Raw genomic sequence first — 18,298 nt, forward strand, 5'->3', positions numbered from 1 at the left:
CGCGCTCACATCATCTCCGTGAAATCAGCCCGGCGGCGTTTTCACACAGCCTCCACCCCTTCCGGCTGTTCCATCGGGAAGAGGCGCCGGCGACGGCTACGTCCGCTTTCGCCAGGCAGGCTGCCGATGGCCTCGCTACCGGCAGGAGCACTGCGCTCCAGGGCGGATCAACCCAAAGGCGACATCAGCTTCGATCAGGGGCGAGCCTGTGAAAGGGGCGCATCACCTCGTGGGGGAAGCGTGTCTTGAAGCTGCGCAGCTCCGCGTGAGCGTCAGGATCAAGTCTGGCAGCGTACGCCAAGGCTGTCCGGTATCTGCGCATGTCGCCACAGTTCCGATATGTGATCGCCAGGTTGTACGCCGAGGTTGCGTCCCCTCGCCGCGCCGCGCTTCTGAGAAGCCGAACCGCTTCTCCCTCGGTCACGTAGTCGCTGAGCAGGTTGCAGGCCGGCGCGAAACCCCTGCGTACGAGTTTGCGGATGATCGGCAGCGCATGGCCGCACGCGCGACCCTCGAGGATGTCCAGCGCTCGCGCATAGGTGTTCCACATCCAGTCGGCGCTACGGTCCATAATCAGCCTCATAAGCGACTCCGGGATGGTTCTGGAAGGTCCGCAAACCACCCGATTCAGCTGTTCCCCAGGGGGAGCGGCGCGGGCGAGGGCTATGTCCGCTTCCGCGAGGCAGGCTGACGATCTCGCCGCTTCGTCCAAGCTCCGCCCGCTACAGCGCAGATCGACCCTAAGCTGACGTAGCGGCTTCACGACGGAGTTCGATCCAGACCCAACGCCCGATTTGCTCTCCTGCCGCCGCGTCCGTAGTGGTGGCGCCAAGGAGGCCGCCGATGGATCTTACGATACACATCCCTGATGAGGTTCTTGAGGATTATCGGCACGTCCTACCGCCGCCGGGAATGGGCGTGCTCGAGGCGATCGCCGTGGATGCCGTTCTGGCCGCCCTGCAGAGGATGGTAGACAGCAGCGAGAATCCAGCTGCTTGAAGGCCAGCACGAAGAGGCGCGACCCTGGACTCAGAGCTGTAGGGCAGTGAGCATCGGTGACTAAGGCAGTCCCGGCCAAGATGATCTTCGACATTCTAGGCCCGGAATCCACCCTGCAAAGTCATTCGCGGAAAGGCCTTGGTGCCCCGCCTCGCGTCGGGTTCGTCGCTCCGAAGCGGACATTCGCTGCGCCGGGCACCGATGTCTGCTTTGGCTCCACAAAGCCGACCAAGCCAAGCCCGATGCGCGAAGGTCCGTTCTGGGCGCGTAAAGAGACACTCTCGCGGCCGGCGCGCCGTTGACCTTTCGGGCGCTGCGCGTCACGCGTTAGTGAAGGGTTCGATCGCGCTCCGGCGTCCCGAAGCACCGGCCCCGCCACAGGAACGGCACTCGCCGGAAGTTGACCTCACCAGCCTCAGCCCCCGGTCCGTCCGCGCGCCGCCACCCTCAGCCCGCCGCCTGCGCCTCCTGCTGCGCCCCGTCGCCCTTCCCTTCCAGCGCCGCGACGAAGTTGCGCCGCCACCACACCACATCCTCCTGCTTCACGATCTCGTTCATGCTGCGCCAGCGGCGGATGCGCTCGTCGCGCGGCATGTCGAGCGCCTGCTTGATCGCGTCGCTTATCTCTTCCTTGCTGTACGGATTGACCAGCAGGGCATCCTTCAGCTGCAGCGCGGCGCCGGCGAAGCGGGAGAGGATCAGCACGCCGGGATCCTCCGGATCCTGGGCGGCGACATATTCCTTGGCGACGAGGTTCATGCCGTCGCGCAGCGGCGTCACCAGGGCGATCTGCGAGGCGCGGTAGAAGCCGGCGAGATCCTCGCGGCCATAGCCCTGGTTGACGTAGCGGATCGGCACCCAGTCGACGGCGGCGAACTCGCCGTTGATCCGGCCCGACAATTCGTCGAGCGTTTCGCGGATCTTCTCGTAGGTATGGACCTCGCCGCGCGAGGGCGGCGCGATCTGGAGCAGGAAGACTTCGCCCTGCCAATCCCGATGCTCTTCGAGGAAGCGGCGATAGCCGAGGAAGCGCTCCTCCAGCCCCTTGGAATAATCGAGCCGGTCGACGCCGATGATCGTGCCGCGGCCGTCGGCGCTCTTGCGCAGGCGCTCGAAGGCCTCCCACGCCGCATCGCTCTCCGCAGCCTCGCGGAATTCCTTGTAGTCGATGCCGATCGGGTAGGCGGCGGCGTGGACCGAGCGCTCGCCGACATGGATGGTCCCGTCCGGCTCGCAATGGCCGCCAAGCTCGCGCTCGACGTAATTCTGGAAGCTTTCCAGCCATTCCTGGGTGTGGAAGCCGATCACGTCGTATGCGAGGAGCGAAAGGACGAGATGCTCGTGCGCGGGCAAGGAGGTCAGCAGGCGTGCCGGTGGCCAGGGGATGTGGAGGAAGAAGCCGATCCGGTTCCTGAGGCCACGCTGGCGCAGCTGCGCGCCGAGCGGGATCAGGTGGTAATCGTGGACCCAGACGAGATCGTCCGGCTCGATCAGCGGCGTCACGGTCTCGGCGAAGCGCTCGTTGACCCGCTCGTAACCGGCGCCGAAGCTGCGATCATATTCGGCGAGATCGATGCGGTAGTGGAAGAGCGGCCACAGGGTGCGATTGGCATAGCCGTTATAATATTCCTCGACGTCCTGCTCCTCGAGGTCGACCGTCGCCGAGGTGACGCCGTCATGGCGCTGAAAGTCGATCTTGCCGGTAAATTCCTCGATGCGATTGCCGGACCAGCCGAACCACAGGCCGCGATATTCGCGCAGCGCCGCCGAGAGTGCGACCGCAAGCCCGCCCTGGGCACCGCCCTCCCCATCCGGCTTGGGTGCGGCCACCCGGTTGGAGATGACGATCAGCCGGCTCATCGGATCGCGGTCCAAGGCTTGGACAGCATCATCGCGCAATTGATCAGGCCGACCAGCGAATAGGTCTGCGGATAATTGCCCCAGAGTTCGCCCGTCTCGAAATCGGTATCCTCCGACAGCAGGCCGGCCGGGGTAAGCCGCTCCAGCGTATGTTCGAACAGCGCCCGCGCCTCGTCGCTCCGGCCGGCGAGATGCAGCGCCTCGATCAGCCAGAAGGTGCAGAAGTTGAACGCGGTCTCCGGCAGACCGAAATCGTCCTCGGCGGCGTAGCGCAGCATGTGCTCGCCGCGGCGGAGTTCGCGCTCGACCGCTTCGAAGGTGCGCACGAAACGCGGATCCTCGGGCGCCAGGAAGCGCATGTCGACGAGCTGGAGCAGGCTGGCATCGGTCTCGCCGCCGCCGAAGCTGGCGCCGAACCGTTCCTCCTTCGCGAACCAGGCCTCCTTTTCGATGCGGGCGCGGATCGCCTGTTCGCGTTCGCGCCACACAGCGGCGCGATCGTCGAGACCGAGAACCGCCGCCGCATTGGCGAGCCGGTCGCAGCCCGCCCAGCTCATCACCGAGCTGTAGGTGTGGACGGCGCTGCGCGTGCGATATTCCCAAAGGCCGGCATCGGGCTGATCGTGCATCGCCCAGGCGCGCTCGCCGACCTTCTCCAGCGCCTGGAAATCTGCGACGGTCGCCGGGCGGAACAGGCGTTCGTCGAAAAAGGCCTGGACGTTGGAGAGGATGATCTGGCCGTAGGCATCGTGCTGGATCTGGTAATAAGCGGCGTTGCCGACCCGCACCGGCCCCATGCCGCGATAGCCGGCCAGGCCGTCTGCTTCCCATTCCTCGATCTTGGCCTCGCCGGACACGGCATAAAGCGGCTGGATGTGCCCGCCCTTGGCCTCGTCGACGATGTTGCGGAGATAGCCGAGATAGGTTTCGAGCACGTCGAGAGCGCCGAGGCGGTTTAGCGCCTGCACCGTGTAATAAGCGTCGCGGATCCAGCAGTAGCGATAATCCCAATTGCGGCCGCTGTCCGCCGCTTCGGGAACGGAGGTGGTGAGCGCCGCGACGATCGCGCCGGTTTCCTCGTGCTGGCACAATTTGAGCGTGATCGCGGCGCGGATCACCACCCTTTGCCATTCGAGCGGGATGGCGAGGCCGCGCACCCAGTCGCGCCAATCCTCGGTGGTCTGGTGCAGCCAGGTGGCGAGCGTATGGCCGACATTGCCGACGAACGGCTCGTCCGGCCCAAGGAAGAAATGCTGCGCGCGCTCGAGCCGGAAGGCACGGCCCTCCATGATCTGGCCGACCGGGGCATCGGTGGTCAGCCGCAGCGGCTGCGGCTTCAGGAGATAGCGTATGTGGTTGGTGCCGGTGGTCGTCTCGGCATCCCTCGCGCCCCAATTGGTCGACGGGTTGAGCGCGACCTTGAGCCGCGGCGCACCGGAAATCGGGCGCACGATCCGCGCGAACGCCACCGGCCGGTACATGCGGCCGCTGCGCTGGAAGCGCGGGCAGAAATCGAAGATCTCGGCGACGCCGCCGTCGGCATCGGTGAGCCGGGTGACGAGCACCGGCGTGTTGCGAAGGTAGCTCTGCTCGACCGACACCTGATTTTCGAGCGACAGCCGCCACTCGCCGCGTGGCAGCGCGCTCTCGCCCTTGGGGCTGAGCAGCGAGCAGAACAGGGGATCGCCGTCCACCCGCGGCGCGCACGCCCAGACGAAGCCGGCCTGGCTGTCGATCAGCGCCGACACCTGGCAATTGCCGATCGGCCACAGATTGAGATCAGCCACGTACGTCTCCCGTTACCGCCATCAGCCAGGCGGCCACGGCCGCTACATCGTCGAGCCGCCAGGCGGCCGCCGTCTTTCTCGGAGGGCCGGCGAGGATACCTGCACCGTCCATCTCCGCCGCTGCCGCAAAGGCATGCTCGTCCGTCAGATCGTCTCCCACGAACACAGGACGCTTATTCGCAAAGGCTGGTTCCGCCATCAGGCGCCGCAGCGCATCGCCCTTGTCGGCGCCGGCCGGCCGCAGCTCGACCACCATCTTGCCGGCCTGCACGGTGAGTCCGGTGCGTTCGGCGAGCGCACCGGCGAGCGCAACCGCGTCCGCCGCCTGCGCCGGCGCGCCCCGATAATGAAGCGCGACGCTCGCCGGCTTGTCCTCGACGATCAGGCCCGCATCGCCTGCGGCGAAGCGGCGGATGGCGTCGCGCGCGATGTCGAGCGATGCCGGCGCCGGCACCGGTCCCACTCGCCCATCGGCGGTGCGAAGCTCGAGCCCGTGCGAGCCCGAGACGGCGATCGGCAGGGGGCCGAGATGCTGCTCGAGATCGCCGATCGCGCGGCCGCTGACGATGGCCAGGGCACCGCCGAGCCGCGCCGCCAGACGATCGAGCAACGGATGAAGATGATCGGGGACGCTGATCGCGTCCGGAGTCTCGGCAAGCTCGACCAGGGTGCCGTCGAAATCGAGAAACAGGGCCGCGCCGTCGAGCAGATCGAGCGGAGGCGGCAAGAGAGGATCGGCCATGCGCCTCCCGTTGGCGGGGACGGGCGCGATTCTCAAGCGGCTTTGACGCGCCTGGCCGGCAGGATAGGAAGGGAGGATCGCGAAGCCGGGGGTGAAGATGCGAGACAAAGGTGATTTCTGCTTTGCGCGGTTGCGGGAGCGGCGCTGACATGCCGCCCAGGCTCGTCCAGGCCGCCGCGCTCGGCCTCTCCTATCGGCCGCGGACCCCCGACGATCTGCCGTTCCTCTTCTCCGTCTATGCGGCGACGCGCGAGGAGGAACTCGCCCAGACCGGCTGGCCGATCGAAATGCGCCTGCATTTCCTGCGTCAGCAGTTCGAGGCGCAGCGCGCCCATTACGATCTCCATTACCCCGCCGCCGAATGGCTGGTGATCGAAGCCGGCGGGGAGGATGTCGGCCGCCTCTATCTGGAGGAATGGGCCGATCAGCTGCGCATCATCGACATCGCCCTGTTGCCGGCCGCGCGCCGCCAGGGCTTCGGCACCGCGATATTGAACGACGTCTGCGCGATGGCGTCCGCCGCGGGCAAGAAGGTCTCGATCCACGTCGAGAAGAACAATCCGGCGATGGCGCTCTACCGGACGCTCGGCTTCGTCGCGGTCGCGGACAAGGGCGTCTACGATCTGCTCGAACGGCCGGCGGATGATGCCGGCCAACGGAGCGCCTTGCCGATCAGTTGAAGATCGCCTCGTACTGCGTTCCCGCGTCCGAGCGGCCGATCGGAACGATGAAGATCTCCTTCGTCTCGCCCTGGCCTGCAAAGGGATAGATGGCCTGCGGCAGGATCGGATCGGCAGGGCCGAGGAACTCGAGCCGGAAACCGCCGGCGGCGCGGATCGCCTGCTCCAGCGGCTGGACCCGCTGAACGACCAGCTTCAGCACGGTTTCGCCCACCGCGACGTCATAATGCTGACCCTCGGCGAAATCCGATGCGGTAAGATCGGCCATGCCCCACTCCTCCCTGGCGCGGGCGCTTCAGGCGCCCGGCACGCATCGTTAGTCGATATTCTCGCCGGGATCGACGCCCCAGAAATGATCGGTGCGGATGAAGCCCTTGCGGCCGCCGACGTCGAGCTGGCACCAGCCGGCCGCGCATTTCGAAAGCCGGCCGACCACGCCGGGCTCGGCTCGAAACCGCACCGGCGAGCTCTCGTCGGGCGCTTCGTGCATCGGCCGCGCCTCGCTGCCGCCGACCAGCGCCGTGCGGGTGTCGCTGAGCAGGTTCTGCAACATCCAGCCGGTCTCGCCGGCCGGATCCTGGACCTTGCGCCAATTAGGATAGGTCTCGACCACCTTGATCGGCAGATCGGCGCGCAGATACAGCCAGGTCGCGGGATAGTTGCGGCCGGGGCCGCTGCGCATCATCGCCTTGGTCGCGGAAATCGACGCCCAATAGGGCGTCTGACGATCCTTCTGGGCTTCGGCGGACGTAACGCTGAGGCCGAGCACGGCCAGAAGCCCGAGCGCGAACAGCTTGCGCATTTTCATATCTCCTCCGTCCTGCCCTTACGCAGGAGGGACCCCCAGGTTCAACATGGATGTGGCCCGCGCTGCACTATCGCGGGACATCGGCGCCCGCCGGCGACGCGCGACCGGATCACTTTCCGGCTGCGGCGCGGCGGCGATGACGCTACGGCCGAGCGATGCCGACCTCCCGCCCCCGCATCATCGTTACCCGCCGCCTGCCGGAGCCCGTCGAAGAACGGCTGATCGCCGAATTCGACGCCGAGGTGAACCACGGTCCTCCGTTCGATCGCGCGCAACTCGCCGACGCGGTCCAGCGCTGCGACGCGCTCGCCTGCACCGTCACTGATCGGCTCGATGCCGAGATGATCGGTCAGGCCGGTGCGGACCTGAAGCTGCTCGCCAATTTCGGGGTCGGCGTCGATCATATCGATCTCGCCGCCGCCGCCGCACGCGGCATTCTGGTCAGCAACACGCCCGACGTGCTGACCGACGACACCGCCGACGTCACCCTGGCGCTGATCCTCGGCACTCTGCGCGGGCTCGGCGAGGGCGAGCGCGTGGTCCGCGCCGGGCAATGGGCCGGCTGGGGGCCGCGCCGGCAGATGGGCCGAAGCCTGACGGGCAAGCACCTCGCAATCGTCGGCATGGGCCGGATCGGCCTCGCCGTCGCAGCGCGAGCGCGCGCCTGCGGCATGCGCATCCACTATCACAATCGCCGCCGGGTCGAAGGTGACCAAGCGTTCGGCGCAACCTACTGGCCCGATCTCGACTCGATGATCGAACAGGCGGACGTGCTCAGCCTCAGCTGTCCCTATACGGCGGAAACCCACCATCTGATCGACGGTGCCCGGCTGCGGCGGATGCCGGCGGACGCCTTCCTGATCAACGCCGCGCGCGGCGCGATCGTCGATCAGGAGGCGCTGATCGCTGCCCTCGAACGCGGCGAGATCGCCGGCGCCGGCCTCGACGTCTACCCGAACGAGCCCCATGTCGATCCGCGGCTGATCGCTCTGCCCAACGTCATGCTCCTGCCGCACCTCGGCTCGGCGACGGTCGAGACCAGGATTGCGATGGGCGAGAAGGTCGTCGCCAACATAAGCGCCTGGGCGAAAGGCGAGGAAATGCCGGACAGGGTGTGACTGCCCTCACGGCACGGCCCTCACTGCCCTGCCCTCACCGCACGGCCCTCACCCTCCCACCGCTTCGCGGCGGGCCCCTCCCTCTCCCCAAGTGGGAGAGGGTAGAGAGGCGCTTCACTTTCCCTCTCCCATTTGGGGAGAGGGAGGGGCCCAAGCCGCCAGGCTTGGGAGGGTGAGGGCCGACGGGTGAGGGCAATTACGCCCCCGTCTGAATGCGCTCCACCAGCTGCTTCACGGTCGGCACGAAGCCGTTCGAGTAGAAGGGGTCGTTCTTGAAGCGGAAGGCGGCGTGGCCGGCGAACATGAGGTTGTTCTCGACGGGGCCGCCATGGGCGATGTCCTGCAGCGTCTTCTGGATGCAGAAGGACCGCGGGTCGGCGAGGCGGCCGGTCGAGTTCTTCTCATTGTCCGCCCAGGCCGAGAAGGAGCATTGGGAGAGGCAGCCCATGCAATCGGCCTGATCCTTGCGGATCTGCATCTTATCGTCCGGCTCGACGAAGATCAGCGTCTCGTCCGGGGTTTTGAGCGACTCCGTATAGCCCTGCGCGAACCATTCGCGCGCGTGGAGCAGATCGCCGCGGGTCACCCAGAAATTCTTCTTGCCGCCGACGCCGACGTCGAGCTGGAATTCATGGTCGCCGATCGGCTCCTTGGTGAAGGCGATCTGGCGCTTCGAGCGCGCCTCCAGTGCGCGCAGGAACGGGTTGCGCACCGCCGAACTGTAGAAGCCGGTCGGCGAGAAGCGGTGAAGGAGGACATCGCCCTCTTCGAGCGTCATCAGCCGCTGCTTCCATTCCTCGGGGATCGGGCTTTCGCGGGTGAGCAAGGGGCGGGTGCCGAATTGGAAGGCAATTTGGCCGAGCTCGGGATTGTCGATCCAATGCTCCCATTCCTGCAGGTTCCAGACGCCGCCGGCCATCACGATCGGCACGTCGTCCGAAATGCCGCCCTCGCGCATCGTCGCGCGAAGCTCCCGGACGCGCGGATACGGATCCTGGGGCTGCAGCGGATCCTCGGCGTTGGACAGGCCGTTATGGCCGCCGGCGAGCCATGGATCCTCGTAGACGACCGCGCCGAGCCATTCCGGAACCTTGGAATAAGCGCGCTTCCACAGCGCACGGAAGGCCCGCGCGGAGCTGATGATCGGGAGATAGTAGACGCCGTAGGTCGCGGCGATTTCAGACAGGCGGTAAGGCATGCCGGCACCGCAGGTCACGCCGGCGACGAGACCGCGGGTGCGCTCGAGCGTGCCTTCGAGCACGCGCTGGGCGCCGCCCATTTCCCAGAGCACGTTGATGTTGATCGCGCCGCGACCGCCGGCAATCTCGTGCGCCCGCTGAACCTGCGCGACGGCGCCGTCGATCGCATATTGAACGAGCTCTTCGTGGCGCTCGCGACGGGTCAGCGCGTGATAGACCTGGGGAACGATGCGTCCTTCGGGGTCGTAGCTGTCGGCATTGACCGCCGACACCGTGCCGATGCCGTCCGCCGCCGCCCAGGCGCCGGAGCTCGCATGGTTGCTGGCCGAGACCCCTTTGCCGCCCTCCACCAGCGGTAGCACCTCGCGGCCGCCATATGAGATCGGCTTCACACCCTTGAACATTGTCCCTCCGAAATTGATCGGCGCGCTATACGCGCACTCCGCGGAAATTGCGTCAAAAAAGCACCCTGTCGTGTCGGCGGCTCACGCCCGATCGGTCGAAAACGCCTGCGGACGACCGATCGCCTCACCATAGAGGGCGGCGTAAGCGGCGATCATCACGGCGGCATCATAGTGCGCCGCGGCCTTGTCACGATTGGCCTCCCCGATCGCCCGGCGGAGGTCGGCGCGCGCGGCGAGCGTGTCGAGCGCGGCCGCGAATGCGGTCTCGTCGCCAGGGTCGACGATCAGCGGCGCATTGGCGTCGGCGACCATGGTCGCGACGTCGCCGACCGCGGTGGCGACCGCCGGCAGGCCGGCTGCCATCGCCTCGATCAGCGAGATCGGGAATTGCTCGCTGTCGGACGACAGAGCGAAGATGTCGAAGGCGCCGATCCAGCGCGCCGGATGGTTACGGAAGCCCGCCAGCCTCACCCGGTCGGCGACGCCGAGCCGGCGCGCCTCGGCGAGGATCCGGTCGCGCTCGGGCCCCTCCCCGACCACGACCAGGATCACGTCCCGCCGGCGCATCGCCGCGAAGGCACGCACCAGCCGCGGCAGATTCTTGACGGGGCGGAGACCGGCGACGGTTCCGATCACCAGCCGCCCGTCCGTGTCGTCCAACCCGATCGCCGACCGGTCGGGTGCGCCGGCATAGAGAGGCGTGTCGATGCCGTTCGCGATGCGCACGACCTGCCCGTCCTGTCGCGCCCAATGGATTCGGGCGATGTCCTCCAGGCGCCGCGACGGAACGACGACGCGACAGGCGTTGCGCAAGGCGAACCGCCGCCACGCATTGCGCCGCGGATGAAGGCGGTGAGCCTCGTCCTGGTTGAAGCCGTCCTCGTGGTGGACGAGCGGCGGGCCGCCGAACAGGCGATGCGCCATCACCAGGTCCATCGCACCCCAATTGTAGCTCAGCACCAGGTCGAAGCGCTTGATGTAGCGGGCGAGCCGCCACAGCCTGAGCGGGCTTGGCGGGCCGGACAGCGGCGGCGCATCCTCCGGAAAACCGGCATCGATCCCCGCGGCGATCTCGGCGCGCGCGCCCGTTTCTCCCGGCATTGCAGTCAGCACGATGTGGCGGGCGGCGGCGCCGAATGCGTTCATCAGACGCACCGCCCGCGCTTCCTTGCCGCCGAGCGAAAAGGTCGAATGGGCGTGCAGGATGCGGACCGGCGGCATGCCGATCTTATGGCCGACGCGGGCACCGCGGGAAACGAAAAGATGCGGGCAGCACCTGCGAGACGGCGGATTCCGGCGGCTGCTCCGGCCATCGCAAAGCATTGTTAACCATTTCTGCTGCATCCTCTCCCTCGCGAGCGGCCGGCACGGTGGGCAACGAGGACGGCACGCCGCGCCGGGGGAAGGCCAGCAGTCGCTCATGATCCATTTCGACGAGACCAGCTTCGAAGGCGCGGCGCCGCTCGGCAGCCCGGACGACGTCTTCTACCGCGACGCGCTCGATGCGGCCGGGGTCGGCACCTGGCGGCTGGACATGGCCACGGGCCTGTGCACCTGGGACGCCGCCACCAGCCGATTGCTCGGCCTGCCCGCGACCGCCCGCGAGGAGGACGTGCTCGCGCGCATCCATTCGGACGATCAGGAGGCGGTCGCCGCCAGCCTCGACCGCAGCTTCGCAACCGGTGCGCCGCACGACATGGAATTCCGCGTCGTGCTGAAGGACGGCAGCCAGCATTGGCTGCGCGGCATCGCCCGGCCCCGCTGCGATGCCGACGGACACAGACGCTGGCTTTACGGCGTCGTCGTCGACATCCAGTCGCGCAAGCAATCCGAACTCGCTCTGGCGGAGAGCCGGCGCCGCCTCGCGACCCTGATCGACAATCTGCCCGGCCTTGCCTACCGCGCCCGACTCGGCAGCGGCGGCGAACTCGTTTACGTCAGCGACGGCGCTGAGGAAATTTCCGGCTACACCGCCAAAGACTGGACGTCGGGGCGGCTGCGTTGGGCCGACTTCATCCACCCAGACGATCGCGCCGGCCTGGCCGATGCGATAAACGCTGCGATCGCCGGGCGAAACGGTTTCTGCGCCACCTATCGCTTCCAGCATCGCTGGGACGGGGACTGGCGCTGGCTGCAGGAGCGTGGCCAGGCGGTGTACGCCGCCGACGGCACGCCGCTCTATCTCGAAGGCTTCGTCGGCGACGTCACCGAGCAGAAGCTTCTCGAGGTGTCGCTGCGCAAGGCGAAGGAGGAAGCGCAGAAGACCGCCAGCAAGCTCGCCGACGTGCTCGAGAACACCCTCGACCGCGTCTATTCGCTCGATGCCGAACTGCGCTTCACCTACGTCAACCAGCGCGCAATGGAACGCCATGCCGGCCGCACCCTGATCGGCCGGTCGATCCTGGCCGTGCTGCCCGGGATCGAGCGTTCCGAATTCGGCCGCTGCTATAAGCGGGTGCTGGAGAGCGGCATTGCGGAGACGATCGAGGCTTATTTCCCGCCGTCCGACCGCTGGTTCGAGGCGCATGTCACGCCGACCGACGGCGGCATCACGGTCTATTATCGCGACATCAGCGCCCGCCGGAAGGCCGAGGAGCAACTGCGCGAACGCACCGAACGCGCCCATTCGATTCTCGATTCGGTGCCCCAAATCATCTGGTCGGCCAATGCCGCCGGCGAATGCGACTACCTCTCGCCGCAATGGGACGAATTTTCGGGCCGCGATCACCTCACCGATCTCGGCGATGCATGGGTGACGACCGTGCATCCCGATGATGCCCAGGACATCAGGGGCAAGTGGCTGGACAGCGTCGCCACCGGCAAGCCGTTCGAAACCGAGATGCGGCTGCGCCACCGCTCCGGTGCCTATCGCTCGATCCTCACGCGCGCTCTGCCCGAACGTGACGCCGACGGCCGGGTGGTTCGCTGGTACGGCACCTGCACCGACGTCCACGAGCGGGTCGTTGCCGAAGCGGCGCTGCAGGAGAGCGAGGCTTTGGTCCGCTCCATCCTCGATGCCAGCCCTGATTGCATCAAGCTGCTCGATGCGGACGGCCGCGTGCTGTTCGTCAATCGGCTCGGCCCCAAGGCGGTCGATCTCGACGATGCGTCGCCCTTGATCGGCACCCGCTGGGTCGATTTCCTCAAGCCCGACGCCGCCGTAATTGCCGCCGACGCGCTGGACCGCGCCAGGGCCGGCGAGACCGTCACCTTCACCCTTCAGCATCCGACCGCAAAGGGCCGGCCGAAATGGTGGGACATCGTCGCCACGCCGGTGAACGGCGTCGACGGCCTGCGCCTCGTCGTCATCGCCCGCGACATCACCCATCAGAAGAAGTCGGAAGAGCAGGTCCGCTGGGCGGCGAACCACGATCCGCTGACCGGCCTGCCCAACCGCCTGCTCTTCCAGGAGAGGCTCGACGCGATCGCGGCCGACGCCGAAGGATCCGGCCGCTTCGCCTTGCTGCTGCTCGACGTCGACGATTTCAAGCGGGTCAACGACACGCTCGGTCACGACGCCGGCGATTCGCTGCTCTGCGCGTTCGGCGAGCGGCTGCGCGCTGCGACCCGCTCCGACGATTTCGTCGCGCGTCTCGGCGGCGACGAGTTCGCGGTGATCCTGTCGGGCACCGCCAGCGAGGAGGAGGTCACCGCGGCCGTAGGAACGATCCTCTCCGAACTGCGTCGGCCCCACGTCTTTGCCGGCCGCATCCTCGACTGCAATGCCAGCATCGGCGCCAGCCTATTCCCGAGCCAGGGCAGCAACCGCGCCGAATTGCTGAAGCATGCCGACATCGCGCTCTATGTCGCCAAAAGCTCCTGGCGCGGCAATCTCAGGATCTTCCACCCGAGCATGCGCTCGGACATGCAGAATCGGGTGTCGATGGTCGCGCTGGCCCGTAACGCGCTGAAGAAGGACCTGATCCGGCCGCACTACCAGCCGAAGATCGACTTCGGCACCGGCCATGTCTCGGGCTTCGAGGCTTTGCTGCGCTGGAAGGATCGCAAGCTCGGAATCCAGTTGCCCGAGACGATCGCCGCCGCGTTCGAAGACATCAACACCGCCGCCGAGATCAGCGACCGGATGATCGACAAGGTGATCGCAGACATGCGCCGCTGGCTCGATCGCGGCGTCGATTTCGGCCATGTCGCGGTCAACGCCGCCGCCGCCGAATTCCGCAAGGGCGGCTTCGCCGAAAACCTCATCGAGCGGCTCGCCAGAGCGGAGGTGCCGACCGACCGCATCCAGGTCGAAGTCACCGAAACCGTGTTCCTCGGCCGCGGCGCCGAATGCGTCGAGCGGGCGCTCAAGACCCTGTGCGAAGCCGGCATCCGGATCGCGCTCGACGATTTCGGCACCGGCTACGCCTCCTTGTCGCACCTCAAGCAATTTCCGGTAGACGTGCTCAAGATCGACCGCTCGTTCGTCGCGGACGTCGGCCGCAGCGACGATGCCGAAGCGATCATCCGCGCGGTGATCAATCTCGGCCGCAGCCTCGACATGGAAGTGGTCGCCGAAGGGGTGGAGACGGTCGCCCAGTCGTCATGGCTGAAGCGCAAGGGCTGTCATGTTGGCCAGGGCCATCTGTTCGCCCCCGCCATTCCCGCCGCCGAGGTTCAGGCTCTGCTCGCCCGCTTCAACGGCGACGCTCGCGCCGCCTGAACGCAGCCGTCGCCGGTACCTTCTCGAGGCCCGCCGGATCCCGTCAGCCGTCGACCCGCGCCAGCAGCCGATCGATCGCGGCCTGCGCCTCCGGCTCGTCGAGGGTCGGGACATGGCCGACCCGCGGGATCGTCACCGCTTCCATGTCCGGATTCTCCGCGACCATGCGGTCGACCGTCGCTGCACTGAGCAGATCGGAAAATTCGCCGCGCAGCACCAAGGAGGGACGGCCGGCGAGCGCGTGAAAGGCGGGCCAGAGATCGAAGCCGGTCTCCGATCCGGGCACCTTGAACGGCTCGGCGATGCGCATGTCGTAGTCGAACACGATCCGGCCATTGGGGGTGAGCTTGCACACCCTTTTCGCGTAGATGAGCCAATCCTCCAGCTGCCAGTCTGGATAGCGATCCTGCTGCGCCTCGCACAGCGCGCGGGCGGCGTGGAGCCAGGTCGGCCAGGTCTGCGACTTGCCGACATAGGATCGGATCGTCTCCAGCCCGCGCGATTCGAGCACCGGGCCGATGTCGTTGAGCAAGGCACCGGCGAGCCGCTCGCGGTTGGCCAGCGCCAGCACCATGGTGAGCAGGCCGCCGAGCGAGGTGCCGAAAGCGACGAAGCGGTCGAGCGCGAGTTCCGCCAGCAGCCGCTCGATATCCTCGGCATAGGTGGCGGGCACGTAGCGCGCGCTGTCCTTGCAAGGCTCGCTCTGGCCGCGGCCGCGCAGATCGAGGCAGAGCACCCGCCGCGAACCGGCAAGGCGCTCGGCAACGCCTTCGAAGTCGCGCGCGTTGCGGGTGAGGCCGGGAATGCACAGGATCGGCGCGCGCGAGGAATCGCCGGCATAGTCCCTATAGTGGAGTCGAAGGCCGTCGCTTGACGACCAGAACCCATCGGACCACGCAGCCATGCTCTCCCTTTCCCTTCTCGGCCCTCATATTCACTGATGCCCCGCCGCCCGCAACCCAGCTCTTACGCGCCCGCCACCGCCATCCTCGCGCTTGGTGACGCCTTTTACGATCCGGTCCAGCCGGCGCGTTTCCGCCAGGCGATCCTGCGTTTCCGCAACCAGGCCTGGGCCGAGGCGGTCGGCCTCGGCGGGCTCGACGCCGCCGGCTGGATCCAGCATTTCGTCCGCTTCGCGCCCCTGCCCGGCACTCTGCCGCAACCTTTGGCGCTGCGCTATCACGGCCACCAATTCCGGGTGTACAACCCCGAGCTCGGCGACGGCCGCGGCTTCCTGTTCGCGCAGCTGCGCGACGGCGACGGGCGGCTGCTTGATCTCGGCACCAAGGGCTCCGGCCGCACCCCTTACAGCCGCTTCGGCGACGGCCGATTGACCCTCAAGGGCGGGGTGCGCGAAGTGCTCGCCAGCGAGATGCTCGAAGCGCTCGGGGTCGAAACTTCGAAGAGCTTCTCGCTGGTCGAGACCGGAGAAGCGCTGGAGCGCAACGACGAGCCCTCCCCCGCCCGCTCGGCTTTGCTGGTGCGGCTGCAGCACAGCCACATTCGCATCGGTACCTTCCAGCGCCTCGCTTTCCTCCAGCAGGCGGAGGAGATGCGGACGCTCGTCGATTACTGCCTCCGCGAATATTATCGGGAGCAATCCGGCGAAGACGGCGCACCGCGCCTGCTGGCGCTGGTGGCGGACGCCGCCGCCCGGCTCGCCGCAGCCTATGTCGCCGCAGGCTTCGTCCACGGCGTGCTCAACAGCGACAATGTCACGGTCACCGGCGAGAGCTTCGACTATGGCCCGTGGCGGTTCACGCCTTATTGGGACGGCGACTTCACCGCCGCCTATTTCGACCAGGCCGGCCTTTACGCGTTCGGCCGCCAGCCCGAGGCGATCCACTGGAATCTCGTCCAGCTGGCCAAGGCACTGACCCTGATCGCGCCTGCCGAAGATCTGACGCAAGCGATCGAACGCTTTCCGGCGCTGTTCCAGAGCGCTTTGGTCGCGGCGGTGTTCGCCCGCCTCGGCATCCGCCAGACCGAGCCCGAGCGCGACACGATCTTCCTCGTCAAGCTGGAGAACATCCTCGGCAGGAAGGAGGTCGCGATCGACCGCTTCTTCTTCGACTGGCGCGGCGGCCGCCGGCGCGGGCGCTCGCCGGCCGATCCTTTCTATCGCAGCGAAGCCATGCAGGATCTGATCCGGGACATGCGCGCCTATGACGCCGTCCCCGGCGCCGCCCGCCATTCCTATTGGGAGGAGGACGAACCCTGTTCGATGCTGATCAACGAGGTCGAGGCGATCTGGCGGCGGATCGACGATGCCGACGATTGGTCCGGGTTCGAAACGAAGATCGCCAAAGTGAGACGAATGGGCGAAGCGATGCGCAGCGGCGGCGCTTGACCAAGTCATTCAAAAGTGGTGCTTCAGCCGCCATGGCAATCCTGCAATCGTACGAACCCGCAACCGGCGACCTTCTCTGGACCGGGGACAGCGGCGATCCCGATGCGGAGGTCGGCCGCGCGCGTGCCGCCTGGGCAGCCTGGGCGGCGCGGCCGCTGGCGGTTCGGATCGAAACGATGCGCCGCTTCGCCAATGTCGTCCGCGGCCAGAAGGATTCGTTCGCCGATCTGATCGCGCGCGAAACTGGCAAGCCCTTGTGGGAAAGCGCGACCGAGATCGATGCGGTCGTTAACAAGGTCGACATCTCGGTCAGCGCCTATTCGGAGCGCACCTCGCAGCGCCGCCTCGAAGGCGCGCTCGGCGCCCGCGTCGCGGTCCGCCACAAGCCGCACGGCGTCCTCGCCGTGCTCGGCCCCTACAATTTTCCGGCCCACCTGCCCAACGGCCACATCGTCCCCGCTCTGCTCGCCGGCAACGCCGTCGTGTTCAAGCCGTCCGAGAAGACGCCCGCGGTCGGCGAACGCCTCGCCGCCCTGTTCCACGAAGCCGGCGTTCCGGAGGACGTGCTGCGCTGCGTCCAGGGCGGGCCGGAGGTCGGCAAGGCGCTCGCCGCCCATCCCGGGCTCGACGGCCTCCTGTTCACCGGCTCGGCCCGCGCCGGCCTCGCCCTCCACCGCCAGTTCGCGGAAACGCCCGCGAAGATCCTGGCGCTCGAAATGGGCGGCAACAATCCGCTGGTGATCTGGGACGCGCCCGACGTTCAGGCGGCGGCGATCATCGCCGTCCAGTCGGCCTTCCTCAGCGCCGGACAGCGCTGCACCGCCGCCCGGCGGCTGATCGTCCGCGACGGCGCCCATGAGGAACTGCTCGAGACCATCGTCAAGCTCGCCGACCGGCTGATCGTCGACCATCCGCACGCCAACCCCTCGCCGTTCATGGGGCCGGTGATCGATGCCGCCGCCGCCGATCATCTCCAGGAAGGCTTCCTGTCCCTGCTGACCCGCGGCGGCCGGCCGATCAAGCATCTCGAGCGCTCGGCCGACGACCGCCCCTTCCTCACCCCGGCGATCATCGACGTCACCGACGTGCGCGAGCGCCCCGATGCCGAATTGTTCGGTCCGGTGCTGCAGGTGATCCGCGTGCCCGATTTCGACGCGGCTCTCGCCGAGGCCAATGCCACCCGCTACGGCCTCGCCGCCGCCCTGGTCGGCGGCAGCCCCGAGCTTTACGACCGCTTCTGGGCGAACAGCCGCGCCGGCGTGATCAACTGGAACAAGCCGACCAACGGTGCCCCGTCCAACGCCCCGTTCGGCGGCATCGGCCTCTCCGGCAACCACCGCCCGAGCGCTTATTACGCCGCCGATTATTGCGCCTATCCGGTGACCAGCTCCGAAGCCGAACAGGCCCGCGCCGCCTTCGGCGTCGGCCTCCGCGACCCCTTCGCCGCGAACGAACTGGAAGGCTAATCCAGATCCTCCCCGCTTCGCGGGGAGGGGGACCATGCGCAGCATGGTGGAGGGGGTTCCGAGACCCACGCTGATTCAGAAATCCCGGGGGCTGAGCGGGCCTCCGAACCCCCTCCACCAGCCTTCGGCCGGTCCCCCTCCCCGCCCCGGGAAGGATCTTCACGCGCGGGGAGATCGCCTGAACGCCCCCCGGCTCACGCCTGCGCGGAGCCGAGGGGCGCC

The 18,298-nt window shown here is 67.5% G+C and carries 15 protein-coding genes; 6 read left to right on the forward strand and 9 right to left on the reverse strand.

The annotated features are described in order from the left end of the window. Nucleotides 1-184 precede the first annotated feature (184 nt). Complete coding sequence (locus ETR14_RS00610) at nt 185-583, reverse strand: hypothetical protein (RefSeq protein ID WP_129382884.1); 399 nt, start codon at nt 581-583, stop codon at nt 185-187. A 260-nt stretch (nt 584-843) separates the two neighbouring features. Here ETR14_RS00610 and ETR14_RS28060 point away from each other — a divergent pair, with 260 nt between their 5' ends. Further along, on the forward strand, nt 844-999 hold the full coding sequence (locus ETR14_RS28060) for a hypothetical protein (protein ID WP_165356247.1): 156 nt from the start codon (nt 844-846) through the stop codon (nt 997-999). A 447-nt stretch (nt 1,000-1,446) separates the two neighbouring features. Here ETR14_RS28060 and otsA read toward each other — a convergent pair whose 3' ends face one another. Genes otsA through otsB form a run of 3 tightly spaced genes read right to left on the reverse strand, consistent with a single transcriptional unit; the run spans nt 1,447 to nt 5,388 of the window. After that, on the reverse strand, nt 1,447-2,859 hold the full coding sequence (gene otsA, locus ETR14_RS00615; RefSeq protein WP_129382885.1) for an alpha,alpha-trehalose-phosphate synthase (UDP-forming): 1,413 nt from the start codon (nt 2,857-2,859) through the stop codon (nt 1,447-1,449). After that, complete coding sequence (locus ETR14_RS00620; protein ID WP_129382886.1) at nt 2,856-4,646, reverse strand: glycoside hydrolase family 15 protein; 1,791 nt, start codon at nt 4,644-4,646, stop codon at nt 2,856-2,858. The genes otsA and ETR14_RS00620 overlap by 4 nt, the downstream gene beginning before the upstream one ends. After that, nucleotides 4,639-5,388: a trehalose-phosphatase gene (gene otsB, locus ETR14_RS00625; protein WP_129382887.1), complete on the reverse strand. Its 750-nt coding sequence runs from the start codon at nt 5,386-5,388 to the stop codon at nt 4,639-4,641. Before otsB ends, ETR14_RS00620 begins: the two co-directional genes overlap by 8 nt. A 149-nt stretch (nt 5,389-5,537) precedes the next feature. Here otsB and ETR14_RS00630 point away from each other — a divergent pair, with 149 nt between their 5' ends. Further along, the gene (locus ETR14_RS00630; RefSeq protein ID WP_129382888.1) at nt 5,538-6,068 is read left to right on the forward strand and encodes a GNAT family N-acetyltransferase; all 531 of its coding nucleotides are present in this window, start codon (nt 5,538-5,540) and stop codon (nt 6,066-6,068) included. Here the strand turns inward: ETR14_RS00630 and ETR14_RS00635 are convergent. Next, nucleotides 6,061-6,336 (reverse strand): hypothetical protein, encoded by a 276-nt coding sequence (locus tag ETR14_RS00635; protein ID WP_129382889.1) that lies wholly within the window; start codon nt 6,334-6,336, stop codon nt 6,061-6,063. The two genes, ETR14_RS00630 and ETR14_RS00635, sit on opposite strands and share 8 nt — an antisense overlap. A 48-nt stretch (nt 6,337-6,384) precedes the next feature. After that, nucleotides 6,385-6,870 carry an SH3 domain-containing protein gene (locus ETR14_RS00640; protein ID WP_243455701.1) on the reverse strand — a complete coding sequence of 162 codons (486 nt, stop codon included), beginning with the start codon at nt 6,868-6,870 and terminating at the stop codon, nt 6,385-6,387. 161 nt (nt 6,871-7,031) lie between these two features. On the opposite strand from ETR14_RS00640, the gene ETR14_RS00645 reads away from it, so the two are divergent. After that, the gene (locus tag ETR14_RS00645; RefSeq protein WP_129382891.1) at nt 7,032-7,994 is read left to right on the forward strand and encodes a D-glycerate dehydrogenase; all 963 of its coding nucleotides are present in this window, start codon (nt 7,032-7,034) and stop codon (nt 7,992-7,994) included. A gap of 196 nt (nt 7,995-8,190) precedes the next feature. On the opposite strand, the gene ETR14_RS00650 is transcribed toward ETR14_RS00645, so the two are convergent. Next, entirely contained in the window at nt 8,191-9,597 is a 1,407-nt protein-coding gene (locus ETR14_RS00650; RefSeq protein ID WP_129382892.1) for a nitronate monooxygenase family protein, read from the reverse strand. 81 nt (nt 9,598-9,678) lie between these two features. After that, nucleotides 9,679-10,818, reverse strand: a complete 1,140-nt coding sequence (locus tag ETR14_RS00655) for a glycosyltransferase (RefSeq protein ID WP_129382893.1) — start codon at nt 10,816-10,818, stop codon at nt 9,679-9,681. A 199-nt stretch (nt 10,819-11,017) separates the two neighbouring features. Between ETR14_RS00655 and ETR14_RS00660 the strand changes: the two genes are divergently transcribed. Then, entirely contained in the window at nt 11,018-14,260 is a 3,243-nt protein-coding gene (locus tag ETR14_RS00660) for an EAL domain-containing protein (protein ID WP_165356248.1), read from the forward strand. Nucleotides 14,261-14,303: 43 nt separating this feature from the next. Here ETR14_RS00660 and ETR14_RS00665 read toward each other — a convergent pair whose 3' ends face one another. Further along, nucleotides 14,304-15,164 carry an alpha/beta fold hydrolase gene (locus tag ETR14_RS00665; RefSeq protein ID WP_129382895.1) on the reverse strand — a complete coding sequence of 287 codons (861 nt, stop codon included), beginning with the start codon at nt 15,162-15,164 and terminating at the stop codon, nt 14,304-14,306. A gap of 36 nt (nt 15,165-15,200) precedes the next feature. Between ETR14_RS00665 and ETR14_RS00670 the strand changes: the two genes are divergently transcribed. Both ETR14_RS00670 and astD read left to right on the forward strand, forming a co-directional pair. Next, nucleotides 15,201-16,610, forward strand: a complete 1,410-nt coding sequence (locus ETR14_RS00670; RefSeq protein ID WP_129382896.1) for a protein adenylyltransferase SelO family protein — start codon at nt 15,201-15,203, stop codon at nt 16,608-16,610. A 32-nt stretch (nt 16,611-16,642) separates the two neighbouring features. Further along, on the forward strand, nt 16,643-18,076 hold the full coding sequence (gene astD / locus ETR14_RS00675) for a succinylglutamate-semialdehyde dehydrogenase (RefSeq protein ID WP_129382897.1): 1,434 nt from the start codon (nt 16,643-16,645) through the stop codon (nt 18,074-18,076). Nucleotides 18,077-18,298: the final 222 nt, after the last annotated feature.

It is taken from the genome of Sphingosinicella sp. BN140058, assembly GCF_004135585.1.
GTDB lineage: Bacteria > Pseudomonadota > Alphaproteobacteria > Sphingomonadales > Sphingomonadaceae > Allosphingosinicella.

What these genes read in the sequence shown, in the direction of transcription:
- ETR14_RS00610 (WP_129382884.1), bottom strand. Translation starts at nt 583, where the DNA reads ATGAGGCTGATTATGGACCGTAGCGCCGACTGGATGTGGAACACCTAT.
- ETR14_RS28060 (WP_165356247.1), top strand. Translation starts at nt 844, where the DNA reads ATGGATCTTACGATACACATCCCTGATGAGGTTCTTGAGGATTATCGG.
- otsA (WP_129382885.1), bottom strand. Translation starts at nt 2,859, where the DNA reads ATGAGCCGGCTGATCGTCATCTCCAACCGGGTGGCCGCACCCAAGCCG.
- otsB (WP_129382887.1), bottom strand. Translation starts at nt 5,388, where the DNA reads ATGGCCGATCCTCTCTTGCCGCCTCCGCTCGATCTGCTCGACGGCGCG.
- ETR14_RS00630 (WP_129382888.1), top strand. Translation starts at nt 5,538, where the DNA reads ATGCCGCCCAGGCTCGTCCAGGCCGCCGCGCTCGGCCTCTCCTATCGG.
- ETR14_RS00635 (WP_129382889.1), bottom strand. Translation starts at nt 6,336, where the DNA reads ATGGCCGATCTTACCGCATCGGATTTCGCCGAGGGTCAGCATTATGAC.
- ETR14_RS00640 (WP_243455701.1), bottom strand. Translation starts at nt 6,870, where the DNA reads ATGCGCAAGCTGTTCGCGCTCGGGCTTCTGGCCGTGCTCGGCCTCAGC.
- ETR14_RS00645 (WP_129382891.1), top strand. Translation starts at nt 7,032, where the DNA reads ATGCCGACCTCCCGCCCCCGCATCATCGTTACCCGCCGCCTGCCGGAG.
- ETR14_RS00650 (WP_129382892.1), bottom strand. Translation starts at nt 9,597, where the DNA reads ATGTTCAAGGGTGTGAAGCCGATCTCATATGGCGGCCGCGAGGTGCTA.
- ETR14_RS00655 (WP_129382893.1), bottom strand. Translation starts at nt 10,818, where the DNA reads ATGCCGCCGGTCCGCATCCTGCACGCCCATTCGACCTTTTCGCTCGGC.
- ETR14_RS00660 (WP_165356248.1), top strand. Translation starts at nt 11,018, where the DNA reads ATGATCCATTTCGACGAGACCAGCTTCGAAGGCGCGGCGCCGCTCGGC.
- ETR14_RS00665 (WP_129382895.1), bottom strand. Translation starts at nt 15,164, where the DNA reads ATGGCTGCGTGGTCCGATGGGTTCTGGTCGTCAAGCGACGGCCTTCGA.
- ETR14_RS00670 (WP_129382896.1), top strand. Translation starts at nt 15,201, where the DNA reads ATGCCCCGCCGCCCGCAACCCAGCTCTTACGCGCCCGCCACCGCCATC.
- astD (WP_129382897.1), top strand. Translation starts at nt 16,643, where the DNA reads ATGGCAATCCTGCAATCGTACGAACCCGCAACCGGCGACCTTCTCTGG.